Annotated in this window: 11 protein-coding genes; 8 read left to right on the top strand and 3 right to left on the bottom strand. The window is 55.3% G+C overall.

Going from position 1 to position 20,219, the window contains the following annotated elements:
* The first annotated feature begins 36 nt into the window (after positions 1-36).
* The 8 genes from H7U06_RS13240 (at position 37) to H7U06_RS13205 (ending at position 15,152) form a co-directional block, all read left to right on the top strand.
* Complete coding sequence (locus H7U06_RS13240) at positions 37-429, top strand: helix-turn-helix domain-containing protein (RefSeq protein WP_175626597.1); 393 nt, start codon at positions 37-39, stop codon at positions 427-429.
* 244 nt (positions 430-673) lie between these two features.
* Positions 674-1,249 carry a hypothetical protein gene (locus H7U06_RS13235; RefSeq protein WP_175626596.1) on the top strand — a complete coding sequence of 192 codons (576 nt, stop codon included), beginning with the start codon at positions 674-676 and terminating at the stop codon, positions 1,247-1,249.
* Positions 1,250-1,552: 303 nt separating this feature from the next.
* Positions 1,553-3,238, top strand: a complete 1,686-nt coding sequence (locus H7U06_RS13230; protein WP_175626595.1) for a methyl-accepting chemotaxis protein — start codon at positions 1,553-1,555, stop codon at positions 3,236-3,238.
* Between the two features lie 384 nt (positions 3,239-3,622).
* Positions 3,623-5,176 carry a TolC family protein gene (locus tag H7U06_RS13225; RefSeq protein WP_254873241.1) on the top strand — a complete coding sequence of 518 codons (1,554 nt, stop codon included), beginning with the start codon at positions 3,623-3,625 and terminating at the stop codon, positions 5,174-5,176.
* On the top strand, positions 5,173-5,955 hold the full coding sequence (locus tag H7U06_RS13220; RefSeq protein ID WP_175626594.1) for an efflux RND transporter periplasmic adaptor subunit: 783 nt from the start codon (positions 5,173-5,175) through the stop codon (positions 5,953-5,955). The genes H7U06_RS13225 and H7U06_RS13220 overlap by 4 nt, the downstream gene beginning before the upstream one ends.
* 51 nt (positions 5,956-6,006) lie before the next feature.
* Positions 6,007-11,661, top strand: coding sequence for an Ig-like domain-containing protein (locus H7U06_RS13215; RefSeq protein WP_175626593.1), 5,655 nt, complete (start codon positions 6,007-6,009; stop codon positions 11,659-11,661).
* Positions 11,658-13,043 (top strand): efflux RND transporter periplasmic adaptor subunit, encoded by a 1,386-nt coding sequence (locus H7U06_RS13210; RefSeq protein WP_175626592.1) that lies wholly within the window; start codon positions 11,658-11,660, stop codon positions 13,041-13,043. The genes H7U06_RS13215 and H7U06_RS13210 overlap by 4 nt, the downstream gene beginning before the upstream one ends.
* Positions 13,044-13,049: 6 nt before the next feature.
* Positions 13,050-15,152, top strand: coding sequence for an HlyD family efflux transporter periplasmic adaptor subunit (locus H7U06_RS13205; protein WP_175626591.1), 2,103 nt, complete (start codon positions 13,050-13,052; stop codon positions 15,150-15,152).
* 995 nt (positions 15,153-16,147) lie between these two features.
* Here H7U06_RS13205 and H7U06_RS13200 read toward each other — a convergent pair.
* The 3 genes from H7U06_RS13200 to H7U06_RS13190 form a co-directional block, all read right to left on the bottom strand.
* Positions 16,148-16,420 carry a hypothetical protein gene (locus H7U06_RS13200; protein WP_175626590.1) on the bottom strand — a complete coding sequence of 91 codons (273 nt, stop codon included), beginning with the start codon at positions 16,418-16,420 and terminating at the stop codon, positions 16,148-16,150.
* A gap of 406 nt (positions 16,421-16,826) precedes the next feature.
* Complete coding sequence (locus H7U06_RS13195; RefSeq protein WP_175626589.1) at positions 16,827-18,263, bottom strand: UvrD-helicase domain-containing protein; 1,437 nt, start codon at positions 18,261-18,263, stop codon at positions 16,827-16,829.
* Positions 18,238-19,971, bottom strand: coding sequence for an ATP-dependent endonuclease (locus H7U06_RS13190; protein WP_175626588.1), 1,734 nt, complete (start codon positions 19,969-19,971; stop codon positions 18,238-18,240). Before H7U06_RS13190 ends, H7U06_RS13195 begins: the two co-directional genes overlap by 26 nt.
* Between the last annotated feature and the right edge of the window lie 248 nt (positions 19,972-20,219).

Here is a 20,219-nt window from a genome sequence, read left to right as displayed (position 1 = left end):
TTTGATCGTGATTATGCGCATATGTATAGTCTTTGCATGACTATAGGAAACCGACTGGACCAGGCCATGAAGGCCGCGCGCATCAAATCGCAAAGTGAACTCGCCCGTATTTCGGGCGTGCCGCAAGCGACGATTAGCCGCATCCTGAAAGGTGTCGGCAGCAAAGGTCCGGAAACCGAAACCATCAAGAAACTGGCCAAAGCCTGTCGCGTTACTTTCTCATGGCTGAATGAAGGCGTGGCGGAGCATTCCGACTCGGAGGAAGATGCGACAGACAGCTATCCTGCTATGGACAAACGCATCGCACATGCGGTGAAAACCATGCAGCAAATGTCCGATTATCAGCTCAATCAAATGATCAAAATCATCGATACGATAGCCGAACCCTTCCCTGACAACACCCCGGACAAGCCGACATCCGGCAATTAAATCCCACCCCGGCAGCACCCTTTTTCTTCCGCACCGCTACCGCTATTTCGGCGCTCGCTAGCCGTCTGGCGACGCATCCTCCCCAACCTTCGAGACTAATCCCGCGTCATTTCCGTATAAAAAGACGCATCATTCTATTCATTTGAGTATAGATCAACGACCAGCGCGCATATTTACCAGATCAGAACGCGAGCATTCCAAAAGAAGCAGCTAAACCGCCCTGGTCACATCTGAAACCGATGCCATGAAAAAACCACCTTCTCGATATTCTCCTCGTCCAGGCAGCAAGGTCGCAGAAGCAATCGATGCACTCGGCAATGGCCCGATGACACCGAAAGAACTGGCCCATGTGCTGCAACGCGATAGTTCTGCGATCAATACCTTGTTGTTGCGTGCGCTGACGCATGAAGCCATCGTTAAAGTCAAAGACCGCCGTGGTCGCCTCTATTTCGCCACTCCCGACACCGTACTGGATGAACAATTTATCGCTACTCGCCGGAGCGAATCAGGAGTAGCCGATAGCGATACCTCATCGCAACCAAATATCCTGCAATTGCAGAGAGCCTACACCGAAAAGGTGCCCGCACTTATCTCATCCAATGTGCACTCCATTAGCGGTCACGAGAATGGCACACCATCTTCAACCGAACACATCGCATTCCCATCACTCAGCTTCGACTCCAAGTCGCCTCCCGTCATTGCAGGCTTGTTCTCTGATGGTGAATTGACGATCTCAATAGGTGGCGAATGCCTGCAGCTCGACACCTCGCAGCGCCAGCAACTTTATGCCTATCTGCACAAGATCAGGTACCTCGAATAAGCCCGCAAATACAGCACAACTGACACGTCAGCACGCGTCAATTTGGTGCACATCTTGTTAAGCGCATATTAAAAATAGTTGGGCTTAATTTCATTTGACGTTTTTTAGCAAAAACCGTCGCAAATCCGCATCAAATCTCATATTTATGGGAGCGTTTATTTCCATACAGCATGGTAGCGTCATGAAAATTTCCTCATGGCATCACGCTTTTTTCTGGCCTCTGGACCTCTTTTTTTCACAAACGCGTTTCGGACTAATCATCACTCAGCGAAGAACTTCAATGACGTACATTGGGAGATAACGATGTTTGCAAATATGAAGGTAGGAACCAAGCTAGCCCTCGGATTCGGCATCACAGCCCTGCTTACATTGCTGATCGCGATATTCGCCCTGATGCGAATAAATCAGATCGACGGTGTCATCGCGGCACAAAACCAAATCCGCACCCAGCAACTGGAGCGCCTCTACGCCGCGCGTGAAGCGCTCGGCCAGACCGGCCTTGCGGCGCGTAATGCGTACATCTTCACCAACAAAGCAGATGCGGTGAAAGAACTGGACATCCTGGATGAGCAAAAAGCCATCTATCTGGAAGCCCTGGCGCAGATGACGCCCCACTTCAAAGGCGATGCCAACTTTGAAAAAGTCAGCAAAGGTTTGCTGACCATGGCGGAAGAACTCAAACGCCCGCGTCAGTTCCGCGATGCGGATCAAATGGAAGCCTTCGGCAAATTCCTCGTCAATGAATGCAGTCCGCTGCGTCGACAAATCGTTGCAGACATCGGTGTAGTCGTCACTGCTATGCAGAAAGTAGTTGATGCGAAAAGCGCTGAAGCCGACCTCGCAGCGCGACAATCGATCACCATCATCGTCGCGATCTCTGCCATTGCCCTGCTCCTCAGCATAGGCCTGGGCATCTTCATCAGCCGCTCGATTACGCGCCCACTGAACGAAGCAGTACTGGTTGCACAAACTGTGGCCAGCGGCGACCTGACCAGCAAAATCGATGTCAAATCCAAAGATGAAACCGGTCAGTTGTTGCAAGCACTGAAAGACATGAACCAAAGCCTGATCGGTATCGTCGACGAAGTGCGCAGCGGTACCTCGACTATGGCGACCGCCTCCAACCAGATCGCCAGCGGCAATATGGATCTCTCTTCCCGCACCGAAGAACAAGCCAGCTCACTGGAAGAAACCGCCTCGTCGATGGAAGAACTGACCTCTACCGTCAGACAGAACGCAGATAACGCACGTCAGGCCAACAGCCTGTCCATGTCTGCTTCCGAAATAGCGATCAAGGGTGGTGACGTCGTCAGCGAAGTCGTGGTCACCATGAACGGCATCAACGACTCCGCGAAAAAAATCACCGACATCATCGGCGTCATCGACGGTATCGCCTTCCAGACCAACATCCTGGCCCTTAATGCTGCAGTCGAAGCGGCACGTGCCGGTGAACAAGGTCGTGGCTTTGCCGTCGTCGCCAGCGAAGTACGCAACCTGGCACAACGCTCCGCTGCCGCCGCCAAGGAAATCAAGGCACTCATCGACGACTCAGTCGGTCGTGTCGACACCGGCAGCAAACTGGTGGCGCAAGCCGGCTCAACCATGACAGAAGTTGTAGACAGCGTGAAACGCGTAACCGACATCATGGCTGAAATCATGGCTGCCAGCGAAGAGCAAAGCGCAGGCATAGAACAGGTCAACCAAGCCATCTCGCAAATGGACAACGTCACACAACAGAACGCGGCACTGGTAGAAGAAGCAGCGGCTGCGGCGGCCTCGCTCAAGGATCAGGCAGTCAAGCTGGAACAAACCGTCAGCGTCTTCAAGATCGACGCCAACGCAATCCAGGCCGAACAGCAACAGCAGGAAGCAGCGCGCTCGACACCGGTGCGGCCTGCCCTGACTTCCAAACTATCCAGCATCAAACGCGCGGTCACGCCACCACGCCATCGACTTGCCGTTGTCGCGACGGCAACCGGTATCGATTGAACACAATTCAAATCGGTTTCGGATCAACAAGAGCGGCCAGGGTCACTACCTGACTGGGTCGTAAAAATAGCAGTAAAGCATTTCCCGCCCTGAGCGATCTCGGCGGGATTTTTTTCTGCTGGATGGGAATGGCAGGAACACTCACCTACTGCGTTTGCAGTATTTACATTCATTTTGAAATGAATAGACTCGTGTGCCTTATCAAAAATCGGCCTGATCAGCAATCAGCAGCCCGTTTTGTTGTTAAAAAATAGATGAGGCTAATTGTATTTTTATTAGAAAGTTAGCTAGTAAAATATTGCAGCGAGGAAAATCTGGAAAGCCAGAAAATTGCCAAATAGTTAAGTCGCGCCAGATAAATCGAATAACCAAAAAAATCAATCTATGTACAAAACCCTTAAGCATCCCTTCGTTCGTTTATCTGGTGTAAAGATGGGCGCGATTGCCGTCACCAGCGTGCTGGTTTTAAGCGGCTGCTCTACCTTCAATGTCGATAATGCCCGGCTTTCGACACCGGAAATCCGCGACACGCTGCTGCAAGACAAAGCCGCCTTGCAAAAAGATATAGAACCACTGGCAGGACCGCTGACCCTGGACGGCGCGATTGCCCGTGCCATCAAGTACAACGCAGACCGTCGTTATCGTGCGCTGGAAGAAGCTGTCGCGATGGGCACCTTTGAAGCTGGCAAGTTCGACATGCTGCCCAAGCTGATGGCATCGGCCGGATACCGTGATCGCGACAAGGACCTGATCACCCGTAGCGTCGACTCAGTTACCGGTCAGCCTTCACTGGCCAATCCATACATCTCATCCAGCCGCGAGGCAACCACGACCGAAATCGGTATTTCGTGGAGCTTGCTCGATTTCGGACAGAGCTATTACGCTGCGCGTCAAAATGCTGACCGCGTCATGATCGCTGGCGAGCGTCGCCGCAAGGCCTTGCATAACCTGATCCTGGATGTACGCACTGCTTACTGGCGCGTCGTCGCCGCACAAAAATTATTGCCTTTGCTGCGCACCACCATTACAGATTCGGAAAAAGCCTTGCAGGACGCACGCAAAGCAGAAGACGACCGCATCCGTTCACCACTAGAACCGCTGCGTTATCAACGTCAATTGCTGGAAAACCTGCGCTTGCTGGAAACCATAGAACAAGAGTTGTCGACCGCACGAATCGAGTTGGCCAACCTGACTGCGTTGCCGTTGAACACTGACTATACGGTGGTCGAACCAGCAAGTGATATCAATACCGCCTGGTTGAATCAGCCGCTGGACAAGATGGAAGAAGTCGCCTTGCTGCGCAATCCTGATCTGCGTGAGGGCATCTATAACTCGCGTATCGCGCAACAAGAAACGCGTCGCGCGATGCTCAAGCTGTTCCCTGGCCTGTCTTTCAACTACGGTGCCAAGCATAGTGATGACAGCTATCTGATCAATCAAAGCTGGAACGAAGCTGGCATACAGTTATCGTTCAACTTGCTGGGACTGCTGGCAGCACCGGCACAAATGCGCTTGGCCGATGCCGGTGTTGCACTGGCTGATCAAAAGCGGATGGCAATGCAAATGGCCGTGCTGAGCCAATTACATATCGCGCGCCTGCAATACGCAAACACTGCACGTCAATACGAACGCTCCGATGCGATCGCGCAGGTAGATAACCGTATTACCCAGCATGTATCCAATCAGGCAGATGCGCAAAAACAATCTGCGCTTGATCGTATTTCGCAACAAAGCGCAGCCGCACTATCGCAACTGCGTCGCTATCAGGCTTTGTCGAATGCACAGGCCGCCGCATCGCGCCTGCAAGCCACACTGGGCATGGAACCGACTATAGACGCTGCATCAGACATGCCTTTGGCCTCATTGACCGATGCAGTGTCCAAATCGCTGCAGACATGGAACAAGGGCCAGTTGCCGGAAATTGAAAGCGCTCCATGAAGCAAGTTTTAATCGGTACCAACCTGCGTCGCTCACTGGCCTGCACGCTGCTGGTACTGACTCCGCTCATACAAGCCGCCCCGCCGCAAGCAGTCGTTGGCTCAACGCTGGAAACACGTGAAATCCGTGCGCAATTGTCGCCACGTCGCTACACCACTCTGGCGGCAGAAATAGGTGCCAAGATCAATCGTTTGCCACTGACCGAAGGCGCAGCATTCAAGCAGGGGCAAACCCTGGTGCAATTTGACTGCGCGCTGCAGCAAACCCAGCTGGCCAAAGCGGAGGCTGCATTGATGGCGGCCGATACGGCATGGCGCGGCAATCAAAAACTGGCCGAGCTTAATTCGGTCGGCAAAGTTGAACTCGATATTTCCAAGGCTGATGTACTCAAGGCCCAGGCCGAAGTCTCAGCCAACCGCGCGTTAATCGGCAAGTGTCAGATTACCGCCCCGTTCAGCGGTCGTATCGCCGAACAAAAAGCGCGCGAGCAGCAATACGTACAACCAGGTCAGGCCCTACTGGAAATCCTCGACGACAGTCAATTGGAACTGGAATTCATCGTCCCGTCGCGCTGGCTCGCCTGGGTGCGCAATGGCGCCGCCTTCCAGGTCAATATAGACGAGACCGGCAAAACCTATCCGGCCAAAGTACAACGCATCGGCGCCCGTGTCGACCCTATCAGTCAGTCGGTCAAGTTGACTGCCGTCATTGACGGTCGCTTCAGCGAACTGGTTGCTGGCATGAGCGGCAAAGTCCTGATGGCACCGCCGCAGCGTTAGTTCTCTACACACTATTTAGTTGCACCACCCGCGCCCTTCGAGGAGCCTGCCATGAATCAAACGATCACTCCACTGAACCTTACCGCAGCGGCCCTCAGCACGCGTCGCCCATTACGCCGTGCTTCGCAGCTAATGTCGCTGGAGCAGCGTTTCATGTTTGATGGCGCAGTCGCCGACGCAGCTCACGCCGCCACACCTGACAGCGCCCCGCCGCCGGTACCACCGGCAGTCACAATACGTGCAGCAGAACCAGCGAAAGACGATGGCAAGAAGGAAGTGGTGCTGGTTGATACTTCGCTGGCAAATTACAAAACACTGGAAGCAGGCATACGCGATGGCGTGGGCATCGTCGAATTCGACGGCAGCCGTGACGGTCTGGCGCAAATCGCGCAGTGGGCGGCCAGCCAAAATGGATTGGATGCCATCCACATCCTGTCGCATGGTTCTGAAGGCACGATCAATCTCGGCACCAATGTACTGACCGCATCATCGTTAAACTCCGCCGTCACGCAGGCCGAGTTGGCACAGCTGGGCCAGGCGCTAAGCGCAGACGGCGATTTACTCTTGTACGGTTGTGACGTGGCGGCGGGTACCGGTGGTGCGCAATTGATAGACGGCATTGCCCGGGCTACCGGTGCTGATGTCGCTGCGTCGACCGACCTGACCGGCGCCTCCCGTCTCGGCGGTGACTGGACGTTGGAAGCGCATAGCGGCGCTATCGACGCGCATGAACTCGCGCTGATGCAATACGATGACGTGCTCACAACCGTAAGCATCATCTATGGTGTTGATGGCGATGAGAATATCCCCAAAACCAGCATTACCAAAAACGTAGGCGGCCAGCCACTGACCTTTTCCGCGCCCTACCTCTACATACTGAATACCGGTGGTGCAGACATGGGCCTGTATCCTCTAAATGCAAACGCGGAATCCTTCGTTTTCACTATCAGCATAAAAAGTGGCTATACCTTTGATATGGCCTCCATGCTGGCACACGCGGACAACGGCACGTTTACTATGCAAGTCACTGATATCAATGGCAACGTTCTGGCGCCGGTTGTAGTGAATGGTGTCGAAGCCGGCAACGCCCTGTCCAGCATCGCAACCTCGCTCAATGATATCCGTAGCGTAACCTTCACCGGCAATGCCTATGCCACCTTCCAGAACTTTGAAATCACCGACGTCAAGGCACTTCCTCCGCCGACCATCGTGGTCAACAATGATGCCCACCTGTCGGCCGACACCGGTACCAGCAATACCGATTTCATAACCAAGACCGCCGCGCAAACCATCACCGGCACACTTTCTGGCAACCTGGGCAGCGGTGAGCGGATCGAGGTTTCCTACGACAACGGCAGCACGTGGAACAACGCCACTAGCTATGCGGTCGGCAGCAGCACCTGGAGCACCACCACCACGCTGTCCGGCAGCAACACCTTCATGGCGCGCGTGACGAACGGCGGTTCCACCAGTACCGCGTTTTCGCACACCTACACCCTGGACACTACTGCACCGACCATCACCTTCAGTGGCCAGTCACTGTCGAGCGACACAGGCACCTTGGGGACTGACTTCATCACGCAGGACAGTAGCCAGACCATCACTGCTACACTCAGCAGCCCACTAGCCGGCACAGATATCGTTTGGGGCTCGATCGACAATGGCGCCCACTGGACCGACATCACCAACAAAGTCAGCGGTACTACCTTGACCTGGGACAACGTCACTCTCACCGGCAGCAACACGCTACAGCTCAAAGTCACTGACGCCGCCGGTAATGACGGCACGGTGCGCAGCCAAAGCTACACAGTCGACAGCACCCCGCCGACGACCACCTTCGGCAGCATTGCCTTGTCAAGCGACACCGGCGTCAGCAACACCGACTTCATCACTAACAGCGCGTCGCAGACCATCAGTGCCACGCTGAGCAGCGCACCAGTCGGTGGCGATGTCGTCTGGGGTTCAGTCGACGGCGGTGCGCACTGGACCAATATCACCAGCAAGGTTAGCGGCACCTCACTGAACTGGAATGGTGCCACTCTCGGTACGGGCGCCAACTCCATCATGTTCAAGGTCACCGACGAGGCTGGTAACGACAGCGCGCTGAGCTTCCGCAACTACACGCTCGACACAAGTGTACCGACCACCACTGTAGCCACTGCGTCCTTTTCCGGCGACACCGGGACTTCGCCAACGGACTTCATCACCAACCAAGCGGCACAGACCATCAGCGGTACGTTATCGGCCAACCTGGCCAGCGGCGAAACAGTCTATGTGTCGCTCAACAATGGCAGCACCTGGACCGCCGCCACCGCCGCCGTCGGCCAGAACACCTGGTCACTGCCCCGCACACTGACGGGTAACGGTACCCTGTTGGTCAGGGTTAGCGACACTGCCGGTAACGTTAGCACCGCGCTGTCGCAGGCCTACCAGTACGACACCACCTCACCGACCACTACCTTCAGCGGCCTGTCGCTGTCAGCCGATACAGGTGGCAGCAACAGTGATTTCATCACCAAGACCGCTAGTCAGACCATAGGAGCCACGCTGAGCGGACCACTCGCTGCTGGCGATATCCTGTACGGCTCGCTGGATAACGGCGCGACCTGGACCGACATCACCAGTAAAGTTAGCAGCACCAGCCTGAGCTGGGACGGCGCCACCCTCATTGGCAGCAACACGCTACAACTGAAGGTGGTCGATGCTGCCGGCAACCAAAGCACACCGCAAAGCAAAGCTTATACGCTGGACACCAGCGCCCCGGCCACGCCCGGCACGCCGGATCTGGCAACGTCCAGTGATACAGGTCCGCTCAACAATGACAACATCACGCTCGATACCACGCCTACGCTGAGCGGTACGGCAGAAAATGGCAGCACAGTCACGCTGTACGATGGCGCTACAATGCTCGGCACTGTTGTCGCTGGTGCCGGTGGCTGGACCTACACTACTGGCGTCTTAACCCAGGGCAGCCACACTATCACTGCCGTCGCCACTGATACCGCCGGTAACGTCTCAGCCGCCTCCAGCGGACTGACCATCACCATCGACACCACCGCGCCTACCGTAACCTCAGTCGCAGTCCCGGCCAACGGTACCTATAGCGCTGGCGGCACATTGGAGTTCACCGTTAACTTCAGTGAGGCAGTCATCGTCGACACCTTCGGCGGCACGCCGCGGATCGCCCTCGTTGTCGGTTCCACTACTCGCTATGCTGACTATGTATCAGGTTCGGGCAGTAGCGCGCTGCTGTTCCGCTACATCGTACCTAGTGGTGACATCGACGCCAATGGCATTACGATAGGCGCCTTATCAACCGGCGGAGCCCTAATGCAGGATGCCGCTGGCAACGACATCGTGACTACCCTCAACAGCGTAGGCAGCACGGCCGCCATCAATGTTGACGGCACCAACCCCGCCATCACCAGCGTCGGCTCCAGCACATCCGACGGTGCCTATGGCGCCGGCTCGACCATCACGATCACGGTCGATTTTTCCACTGCGATCAATGTCGACACCACCTTCGGCACGCCGACCCTTGCGCTTGCCAGTGGTGGCACTGCCACCTATACCGGCGGCAGTGGTACCGGCACGCTGACCTTTAGCTACACCGTCGGGGCTGGCGAGAACAGTGCCGACCTCGACTACAGCTCGGCCTTCGCGCTGGCGCTCAACGGTGCCTCGATTATCGATGCAGGGGGTTCCCAGCAATCCGCCAATATCATTCTGGCGACGCCGGGCACGGCCGGATCGCTGGGTGCAAACAAAGATATCGTTATCGATACCTCGGCACCGACCAATACCGTCGCCAGTGCCGCCTTCTCGGATGACACCGGAACCTCAGGCAGCGACTTCATCACCAAGACGGCAGCGCAAACCATCAGCGGCACATTAACTTCCAATCTGGCCGCTGGTGAACGCGTCTACGTCTCGCTCGACAATGGCGCTACCTGGACCCTCGCCACCGCCACGGTCGGCGCCAACACTTGGTCACTCGCCAATCAAACCTTAAACGGCAGCGGCACGCTGAAGGTGCGCATCAGCGACGACGCTGGTAATAATGGCACGCCTTACTCGCAAGCCTATGTACTCGACACTACGGCACCGAGCATCAGTTTCAGCGACATCGCGCTATCAGCCGACACCGGCAGCAGCGCAACCGACTTGATCACCAACACCGCGGCGCAAACCATCAGTGCTACGCTTAGCGCGGCACCAGCAGCCGGTGATGTTGTCTACGGCTCACTCGACAACGGTGCGACGTGGACCGACATCACCAGCAAGGTATCCGGCACGACACTGACCTGGAACGGCGTCACGCTGGCCGCCAGCGACACCCTGCAATTGCGCGTCACTGATGCAGCAGGCAACAACGGTACCGCCACCAGCCGTGCTTATGTACTCGATACGACTGGGCCGATGACCAGCGTGGCTAGCATCTCCTTCTCGGCTGACAGCGGCGCTTCGTCCACCGACTTCATTACCAACGTCGCCGCACAAACTATCAGCGGTACTTTGTCAGCCAATCTGGCCAGCGGTGAGACTGTCCAGGTCTCGCTGGATAATGGCGCTACCTGGATCGTTGCTACCGCCACCGTCGGTACTGACACCTGGTCGCTGAGCGGCCAGACGCTCAGCGGCAGTAACACCTTGCTGGTCAAGGTAGTCGATATTGCGGGCAACGATGGCAACGTGACAGCCCAGGCTTATGTCTACGATACCGCGGCCAGCGTGCCTACCGTCGATACACAGTCGACCACCAGCCTCACACCGGTATTGACCGGTAGCGCCACACTGGCGGCCGGTGAGACCATGACCGTCACAGTCGGCGGTGCTACCTATAACGTTACGCCAGTGGCCGGTAGCTGGACCCTGGATCTGGCAACAGCGGTACCGGTTAGCGGCACCTTGACCCTGGTCATGAACCATCAATACAGTGTGGTCGCAACCATCACCGATCTGGCTGGCAATACTGCCAGCGACAGCAGCGCGAATGAATTGACCGTCGGTGTACTGCCATCAACAGCACCGCCACCATTACCTGTGGAGACGCAAACCCCGCCGCCGCAGGTAATCCATCAGCCGAGCATAGAACCACCGGCGCCAAGCGGCCCTGGCTCAGTTCCCGCGCCCGTTTTCGCGCCGTCGCCATCCGGCACTTGGTCCAGTGTTTTAAATCCGAGCGTGTCCACACTCGATAGCAATACCTTGTCTTCGCCTTTCGATTCCACTGTGCGTGCGGAATCGACGGTCAACAGTGACGTATTGTTAATCAATAGTCCAATTGCAGACTTGAGTGTGAGCAGCGGCAGTCGCATTGCAGTACAAATACCAGGCGATGCCTTTATCTCATCCAGCACCATAGAGTTGAGCGCAACGCAAGCCAATGGCATGCCATTGCCAGGCTGGCTCCAATTCAATTCCCGCACCGGACGTTTTGAAGGCACTCCACCTCCCGCCTTCGAAGGCACAATTAGCTTCAAGGTGGTGGCACGGGATGCGCAGGGACGGATCGCAGTACAGACCTTCAAAATCGTTGTGACCAAAGATGGACAAGGTAACAAAGGCGCTCATTTAGAGCGCGGCATCGCCGAACCTATCGGTCGCGCCAGCCTGACTGAACAAATGCGTACCACGCGCGAAGCTGGTGCCGAACGCCTGGCCGTATTGGCGCGTAGTACGACAGGAGCGAGACCGGGGGCATGAGCGACGGCGCAGCAGGTAATCCGCTACTGAAGTTAATCGAACTGGCTCAGCGCGCACGCGCTGCTGCCAGTGCCAATGAACTTGCCTTCCTCGCAGTCAACGACACGCGCGTTTTGCTGCCTTACCGCCAGGCTGCATTATGGTTAGGCACAAGTGGTGTACACACACTGTCCGGCGTGGTGGCGGTCGAAGCCAATGCGCCATATGCACAATGGCTGAACCAGTTGTGCCGCACGCTCGCGACCCAGCATACAAGCGGTGGAGCGCTAACGGTCGATGCGACACAGCTACCCGCCTCGATAACTACTGCGTGGGACGAATGGTTGCCTGCAGCAGTAACATGGATACCGCTGCGCGGACTGCGCCATCCCGAAAACAATCACCCAACTGCTGATCAGGCTGGCTTGCTGCTGGCAGGCGATCATCCATTGCGCCCGGACGAATTGGCGCTGCTAGAAGAATGGATGGATATCTGGCAGCACGCGTGGCGCGCCATGCATCGTCCTGCACGCTGGTCGCTTGCCGCTATTCCGGCGCGCTTACGGGCCTGGTGGCATGGTGGTGCAGCAGACAAACGCTGGCGTCGCCGTCTCGCAGCAGGTGTCGGATTACTGGTCGTTCTATTGTTTCCAGTGCGCCTCACGGTGCTGGCGCCCGGTGAGCTGGTACCAGCCAATCCGGCCACCATACGTGCGCCATTGGATGGCGTCATTGCAGATTTCGCCGTCACGCCCAACCAGACCGTCGCCGCCGGTCAGCTACTATTTTCTTTCGATCAGGCACCTATCGGCAGCCGCCTGGAAGTAGCACGCGAAGCCTTGGGTACGGCTCAAGCCGAGTACCGGCAAGCCGCACAACTCATGTTGAATGACCCGCGTGCAAAAACGCAATTAGCTACGCTCCTGGGCAGGATCGCCGAGAAACAGGCGCAGGCCAGCTTCCTCGAAAGTCAGGCACAACGTTCGCGCGTGGTGGCACCGCAAGCGGGTACCGTATTGTTCGATGATCCATCCGAATGGGTAGGTCGTCCGGTACAAACCGGAGAGCGCATCATGCAGGTAGCCGCAGCTAACGATATTGAAATCGAAGCGTGGGTACCGATAGGTGATGCTGTCCCGGTCAGCGAGCAAGCGCCACTGTCTTTGTACCTGGCAGCCGCTCCCTTGTCGTCGATATCCGGCACCCTGCGTTACATGAGCCATCGTGCCACAGCGCGTCCCGATGGCAGCTACGCCTACCGGGTACGCGCAAAACTGAATGCCAGCACCGACCAGCGCGTGGGCCTCAAAGGAACGGCTAAATTGGGTGGTAGCTATGTACCGTTGGTCTATTGGGTACTACGACGACCGCTGGCCAGCATCCGTCAATTCCTGGCGATTTGAGTACGCATGCCTTCTAGCCTACCTGCTCTGCGCCAGGAACTGTCCATCAGCGTCGGCCCGCGCTTGCCCGACGGACAACCGAGCTGGACGCTGCATGATCCTGTGCGCAATATGTTTTTCCAGCTCGACTGGCCTAGTTTTGAAATGCTCAGTCGCTGGAATATGGGCGATGCTGAAACCATCCTCGCCGAGATCAACAGCATAACGGCGCTCCAGCTTGATAGCGCAGCATTCAATGGACTATTGACGTTTCTGGGAGAGCAGCAATTGCTGCAGGCAGAAAAAGGTTCGGCCCCTGCACTGGCCGCTATGCGCGCCAAGCAACGTGGCAACTGGCATCAGTGGCTGCTGCATAACTATCTGTTTTTCCGTGTTCCGTTATTGCGACCTGACCGCTGGCTGACTTGGTTGGAACCGCGACTGGCGTTCCTGTTCAGCCCCACTTTCCGTCATCTGACGATTCTTGCCGGTGTGCTTGGATTGATCGGTGCCTACCGCGAGTGGGATCGATTCTCCGCCACGCTGATGGACACGCTCAGCTGGGATGGTGCGGTGCTATACGGTGCAGCCATTTTTTTCGCCAAGACCTGCCATGAGCTGGGCCATGCGCTGACCACCAAACGCTACGGTTGCCGGGTACCAACCATGGGGCTGGCGTTTCTGGTGATGTGGCCGGTCGCTTATACCGATACCAATGAAGTCTGGAAACTCGCCGACAGAAAAAAACGATTAACCGTAGCCAGTGCCGGGATCATCACTGAACTCGGCATCGCCGCCTGGGCGACTCTGGCGTGGGCGTGGTTACCGGAAGGCGGCCCCAAACAAGTCGCCTTCCTGCTCTCGACCACCACCTGGATCAGCACCCTGCTCATCAATGCCAGCCCCTTCATGCGCTTTGATGGCTACTACATCCTGTCGGACTACCTGGGCTTGCCTAACCTGCACAACCGCGCGTTCGCACTCGCGCGCTGGGATCTACGTGAGCGCCTGTTTGCATTGGGTGAACCAGCGCCGGAAGCATTTTCGCCACGCATGAATACCGGTCTGATCCTGTTTGCATGGGCAATCTGGATCTATCGCCTCATACTCTTTCTCGGCATCGCTGTACTGGTCTACCACTTCTTCATCAAAGCGGTCGGGATTCTGCTATTTATCGTGGAGATATGCTGGTTTGTTGCGTTGCCGGTATGGCGCGAAATTCAGGTATGGCGTACACGCTGGCCGGACATAAGACACAGCAAACGTGCCCGACGCAGTGCAGCACTGGCAGCACTGTTTATTTTTATCTTCCTGCTGCCGTGGCCGGATCGGGTACGCAGCTCCGGCCTGTTGCAGCCGCAAACCAGGCTGGCGCTCTATGCGCCGCCCCACGCCACATTGGACGCGCTGCCGGTCGCCAGTGGTCAGGCGGTGTCAGCCGGGCAAGCACTGATACAGCTGTCATCACCGGAGCTGGATCTGCGCGCCACCGAGTCCGACGCCAAATATGAATCGCTGGCGTGGCAATCAGCTGCGGCCGGACTCGACGTAAACAGCCGTAAAGACTGGCAAGTACTCAACGATCAACTGGCCTATGCCAACGCGGAGCGAGTCGCCGTCAGTACCGATCTCCAACGCTATCAACCTGTTGCCCCCTACGCTGGCGTGCTGGTCGACATCGATCCCGATTTGCGTCCCGGCGAAGCACTCAAGAGCCAGGAATATCTCGGCTCACTGGTCGCTGCAGATCGCTGGCAAGTGGTGACTTACGTTGACGAAGAAGCGGTACGTCGTATTTCAAAAGGCGACCGTGCACTGTTCATCGCTGATGGCATGGCAGGACCGGCCCGGCGCCTGAATGTCGTCAGCATAGACCGCGATGCCAGCCGCACCCTGAATGAGCCAGAACTGGCCTCACTATTCGGCGGTGATGTATTGGTGCGCGAAAAGAACGGCAGCTTGTATCCGGAGCATGCCATCTATCGCGTGGTGCTGGATACCGATGAGGCGCTACCTGCCACCAGTCCGGCATGGCGTGGACGTGTCACCATAGCCGGAGACTGGGAAATACCAGCGCTACGATTCCTGCGTGTTGCCGCCTCGGTGGCCTGGCGTGAAACGGGGTTCTAAGTACTTGCAGGAATCAGTCCGAGTAAGACAAAAAATAGCGATAAAGTACCTCTCGCCCTGAGCAATCTCGGTGGGATTTCTTTGTCTGTCGTGTGCCGTTAGCTAATACACGACCTACAAATAAAGCATAAGTTGTCCGCCTTACCTAGAGGCCTCAAACACCCGTCAATACCGATATAAAACATAAAGTGGCCGAAGGCCACGAAATAAAACATATCGTGTCCAAAAGAAAAAACACTCTGTTGCTCGCTCAAAGTTTTTCTTAATTTCTCCACGTTCTCGGTCTATTCGCCCGTTACACTTTTGAAAAGTTATTGCGATTTTTTTTGCTCAGCAATTCACTTTTTTGAATAGCGAATTTCTAAAGGAGAAGCAAATGACTATCTGGCCTACACGTTCCGTCGAAGAACAGAACACGCTTACACTTTGTTCTTGGCAGGTCCTCGAACTACCCGATGGTAAACGTCACCTAATAGGGTATTGCATGGAAAACCGTGAAGGAAGAGTTAGCTCGACCGTAACCGAGTTAGATTTAAAAAACTTACGTGCGACTACAAATTCAGGCCGCATTTATTTACTCAGCGGCGGCTCAGGACATAATTTAGATGGGAATTATGTTTGGAGTCGGTGGACGCAACAACGGTCGATAGAAATATGGAGTGACGTAAGCGATTCAGTCTGGCAAGAACATTTAGCCCTGAACGATGGGAAACCTAATAAGAATTAGTAGTGGATTTACTAATTAGTAAATCCACTACTAATTACTACTATTCGCAATTTCATCGCAAGTTACCTAAGGCCAATGCAATTACCTGCAATATGGTGAAAAATATCTTTTTGCTTTGCATGCAGTTTCCATTTATCTGAATCAAAGGTGCATTTGCATATTTTCGACTAGGCATGGAGTATTGCCGAGTTGCTTACTCGCAAACATCCCATGAATATGGGGCCGAAACAATTGAACGTCCGCTATTGGCCGAAAGCGGACATATAACTTATTTCTGTTTGGACTCTGTCGTTGAATTCTGCGTTGTTAAGTAGACGTAACCTGTCAACGCAAATGCCGTCGCCGCATTGTTTGGAAGTGGCGGCAAAGTGTCCAAAAGAACAGTTGTAACGGCTTTAGTTGCAAGCCCAGAACGAAACAAAAAGTCCAAGCTGTCCAACACTTCTATTCCTTGAACTTTTTCCCACATTTCTAGATTAGATGCATCAATGCCATCTCGTAGAACTTGAGTAAGCCGCAAAAAATTTTCAGGCATATTCATAATATTCCGTAAATTATTGACCAGCTTTGGTTTAAGCCTTAGCCACCAACGCTAATTAAAGTTCTTTTACATAACCGTAGCTTCATAGCTAACAATGCCATGAAACCCGATTCTAATGCTGGCGACCAACGCCCACACCATGAATCCCAACGATAAATGGATATCCGCTTCTGGCCGATAGCAGACGCCTGCTTCCGACCCTAAGCGAACACTCCTTGTGGTGCCATGTGTAACTAAGGGCTTGGAATTAGAGATATCACTGGGCTAGGCTTGCCCTCCCCCAAAGTCCCAGCCTTAGCCATCTCTGAGACAAAGATGGAAAAATCGCGGGAAGGTTTGCCCAAAACAGTTGCTACATCACCGTCCGTCTTGCAAAACCATGGACTCATCTTTTAGTGCGCTTTCGCTAGCGGCCCATGGCAGGAGTAAGCAAAGGCGTTGCCGAGCAAACCACGACTCGCCTTGCACCTCTCGTTAGAGCCACATACAGGTGCTGCGCAGTCATGCGCTCGGGCTCAAGAATGACCGCGACGTCAGCTTCCAACCCTTTCAGAAGAAGCGTGCTTCCAACGGCGCGCCGGCCTAACGGCCGCCCCAGATGGCGGTTTCGCTCGCGGGCCTGCATGGCGGCGCCAATGAACCCACCGTCCCCCCCGGCTGCTCTCAGCGCTGAGATACAACAGTGCAGCACTTCGGGTCGGTAGACACGTGCACCCGGTTGGTTCGAAAGAGACTGGAACAGGTCAATCGAGGTGGTGTAGCTAGGTGCCGCGACGAACGCCACGGCTGCGGCTTCTGCAGACGTGGGGGGCGTTCGGGAGCGGCCACTTCGTATCGTATTTACTCTTGTGAGCAAGTTTGCAGTTCCAACCGAGGTCATCAGTGAAGTCGCGAACTCTGCGACCTGTCTTAGTGCGTTAACTCCCCCCAAGTCGAATTGACGAGCAAAATTCACTAGGTCCCTCAAGTCGACTGCCTCGACGCAGGTGGCACCCGGGGTATGCATAGCGAGTTGATGGCGACCATTGGCGTTCATGGAGTCGCCAATCACTAGAACACGGCCGTCTCGGTTTGGTGCCTCCGTCCGGGCGGCTACCATTCTCTGTTGCACTTCCATGCCTTGGGTTAGTTGAACCCACTGGACGCCCTCTGGCGCTTCACGCAGGTCCACAGGTTGGCCCGCCTGCAGTGATGCACGAGCTTGGAGTAGCCAGGCACCTAGTGCATCCATACCTGCAAGCCGCCATCGCCAAGGAGTCTGCAGCTCGCCGATGGGCGGGAACGAAGCCTGAGCCTCATGCGTCCATTGAACCAGCGGGTCCCGAAAGCCGAATATCGCCTGCATCGGGTCACCAAAAATACAAGTGGGCAGCGTTTGGGCGATAGAACAGACCATAGCGTGCTGTGCGGTATTGCAATCCTGATACTCGTCCACCAGCAAGCGCGAATAAGTCGCTGCGATGGGGTCACTGATATGGCCTGCCCGCAGGAGCCCTTGCACAGCGACTCGGATGGCTGGGTAATCAGCGTTCGGGTTGGCCAACTCGAGAACACGCGCGTTGAGCCCCGTACGAAGCGGAAATTTTGCCGCTAACCGCATCGCGAAACCATCTATGGTTGATACTCTGAATGCTGAATTTGGGACGCCGCCACGCTGGAGTCTGGCACGTAGCGCCGTAACTCCAGCATTGGTGTGCGTAAGTACCAAGACTGGCTTAATTTCAGTGTGCTGACTGAGCGCATCTGCGATGAGCTGAGTCTTGCCGCATCCTGCAGGGGCGGTAATTGAGCCTAGACGCGCTTGAAAGATGTCGATTTCAGGCGGCGGCACTCGTCCACCCATAGAGCTGATTTGTAATATTGATAAAGCCCGGCTGCGCATTCGCGATATTAGGGCCAACGATGTCCTTGGCAACTTCTTGAAAACCGCTCACTGACTTAAACCAGCCGTTTTTATTGTTGCGAGCGGCCATTCCGAGCAATGCTCGGCTCGCAGCTGTATAGCCGCCATTCTGCCGTTCGGCCTCTATGGCATCCAAGGTTACTTCTCCGTTCGACTTCGACCTGACGTGCTCAGCCATGAGCTCGCGGCCAATCATCTCATCCGCCTTATTCAACAGTGCGTGCACCGCATCGTTGCTTAAGTGGCGGAATAGCTCGTCCTCAAGTGCCAAGCCTTGACTCCACGTGAGGTACTGGCCTCCGGCCGCTACGAATCTATCGACCAGTCCGACAGTTGTAACCGGCTTATCAGCATCGATGAAAACAAGAACGCGATAGCCCAACTTGAGAAATGCTTCTCCTCGCATGAAACACTGGTCGGGGCTTCCTCCGCTGGCATCCACGTATGAGCCTCCATGGGCCAAGAACGATGTAGCACCACATTGGACCCACCACTGGTCCATCCCGCGAGCAAATCCGACCTCGCTGGCACCTTCGCAGACGATGATGGACTTGGCTAGAAAAGCCTCGGCTGATTTTCGTATAGTGCCTTGGATACCGTCGTCAGTACCCGCACATGTGATTTTATGATTGCCTGCATGCTGACGCACGACATAAAGCTGACTGCCAGAGAGCTCTCTGAGCGAAACAGGTGAATGAGTGGTCATAAAAACCTGCAGCGGCTCGGCCGCATCTTTCGCACCAAGTGAATCGAGCAGTCGCATGAGTCGGTGTGGCTCAAGTCCATATTCGACTTCGTCCACTAAGGCGACGGTGGCAGCCGCAGCCGCAGCCCTTTGCAGTCCGGCCACAAGAAGTCGTCCCGAACCAGTGCCCAGCGACCGCAATGGAATACCGGCCTCGCTATGGAGCGCGATAGCACCATCACCAATTGACACCGAGTGAGCATCGAGCAGCGCCTGAGTGCTCGCACCAACAGCAATGCCCAAGCCGATTGCTGTTTGAGTGACAGCTTGTAACGTCTGTGCGAACTGAGGACCAGCCTGAGCGCCAAAAGTAGCACGTGCAGCACGGGCTGCACCAGCGAGTTCCGAGCCCAGATTCGCTCGTTCCTCAGTGAGCCTGTTTAAAACCGAGCCCCTTGCCCATGAAAGGCTCGTGTTCGCATATGTACCAATACGGGCAGGAGCCAGCAGGTTGCGGTCCTTCCAAGCCAGAGACCGCTCCAATTGTTGCTGGGCAGCTCGCTCGGAATACAGTGTCCATCTTGGCTCGAGGTCATCCTTGACTTCGAGTTTTAGTGTCAGAACCGTTTCTAAGCCTGAGCCCGGTTCATCTTCAATTACCCCAGTAACAAGGTTGAATCCGCGCAGGAAATCTCCATAGGTGTCAATATTCTTCAGCGCGTCGGGTAGCGCACCTAGAGTGACCGCAATCCCGATAGTACGACTGACGTCCAGATTGAAGAAGTCTGTATCGCCAAATGGTGCGCTTCTCCGCGCGCCAAGACAGTAGTCGATGGCGTCGAGGATGGTTGACTTGCCGCTATCACCCGGGCCAATAAGACAGTTCAATCCATTGGAAGGAGCCCAATCGAGTTGCTGTATCGAACGAAAATTGCGAATTTCAAGTCGACGAATACGTGACATTGTCTCCCTCAGTTATTCTGATGATTATTTGCGCATTATAAAAGCGCCAAGTGTCGATACAGTCATTCTTACAGATATTCTTCAATGACAACGGTCGCATTAATCAATTAGCCTTAACGCCGATTCAGCATCGCTCGAACCGGTATGGAATGGCCTATATGAATGGCTACTCCTAGCCTGTAACCGACGCACTGTACGCTGTAGAAAATCCAAAATGATTACGACAATGCAGAAAAGAGGCGCTCCTG

Origin of the sequence: Herminiimonas sp. Marseille-P9896 (assembly GCF_903993245.1) — a bacterium.
Classification (GTDB): Bacteria; Pseudomonadota; Gammaproteobacteria; order Burkholderiales; family Burkholderiaceae_D; genus Oxalicibacterium; species Oxalicibacterium contaminans.
Note: the sequence above shows the minus strand (reverse complement) of the source record. Positions and strands in the feature narration are given on the sequence as shown.

Coding starts and splice junctions, on each gene's coding strand:
- H7U06_RS13240 (WP_175626597.1), top strand. CDS start 37: ATGACTATAGGAAACCGACTGGACCAGGCCATGAAGGCCGCGCGCATC.
- H7U06_RS13235 (WP_175626596.1), top strand. CDS start 674: ATGAAAAAACCACCTTCTCGATATTCTCCTCGTCCAGGCAGCAAGGTC.
- H7U06_RS13230 (WP_175626595.1), top strand. CDS start 1,553: ATGTTTGCAAATATGAAGGTAGGAACCAAGCTAGCCCTCGGATTCGGC.
- H7U06_RS13225 (WP_254873241.1), top strand. CDS start 3,623: ATGTACAAAACCCTTAAGCATCCCTTCGTTCGTTTATCTGGTGTAAAG.
- H7U06_RS13220 (WP_175626594.1), top strand. CDS start 5,173: ATGAAGCAAGTTTTAATCGGTACCAACCTGCGTCGCTCACTGGCCTGC.
- H7U06_RS13215 (WP_175626593.1), top strand. CDS start 6,007: ATGAATCAAACGATCACTCCACTGAACCTTACCGCAGCGGCCCTCAGC.
- H7U06_RS13210 (WP_175626592.1), top strand. CDS start 11,658: ATGAGCGACGGCGCAGCAGGTAATCCGCTACTGAAGTTAATCGAACTG.
- H7U06_RS13205 (WP_175626591.1), top strand. CDS start 13,050: ATGCCTTCTAGCCTACCTGCTCTGCGCCAGGAACTGTCCATCAGCGTC.
- H7U06_RS13200 (WP_175626590.1), bottom strand. CDS start 16,420: ATGAATATGCCTGAAAATTTTTTGCGGCTTACTCAAGTTCTACGAGAT.
- H7U06_RS13195 (WP_175626589.1), bottom strand. CDS start 18,263: ATGGGTGGACGAGTGCCGCCGCCTGAAATCGACATCTTTCAAGCGCGT.
- H7U06_RS13190 (WP_175626588.1), bottom strand. CDS start 19,971: ATGTCACGTATTCGTCGACTTGAAATTCGCAATTTTCGTTCGATACAG.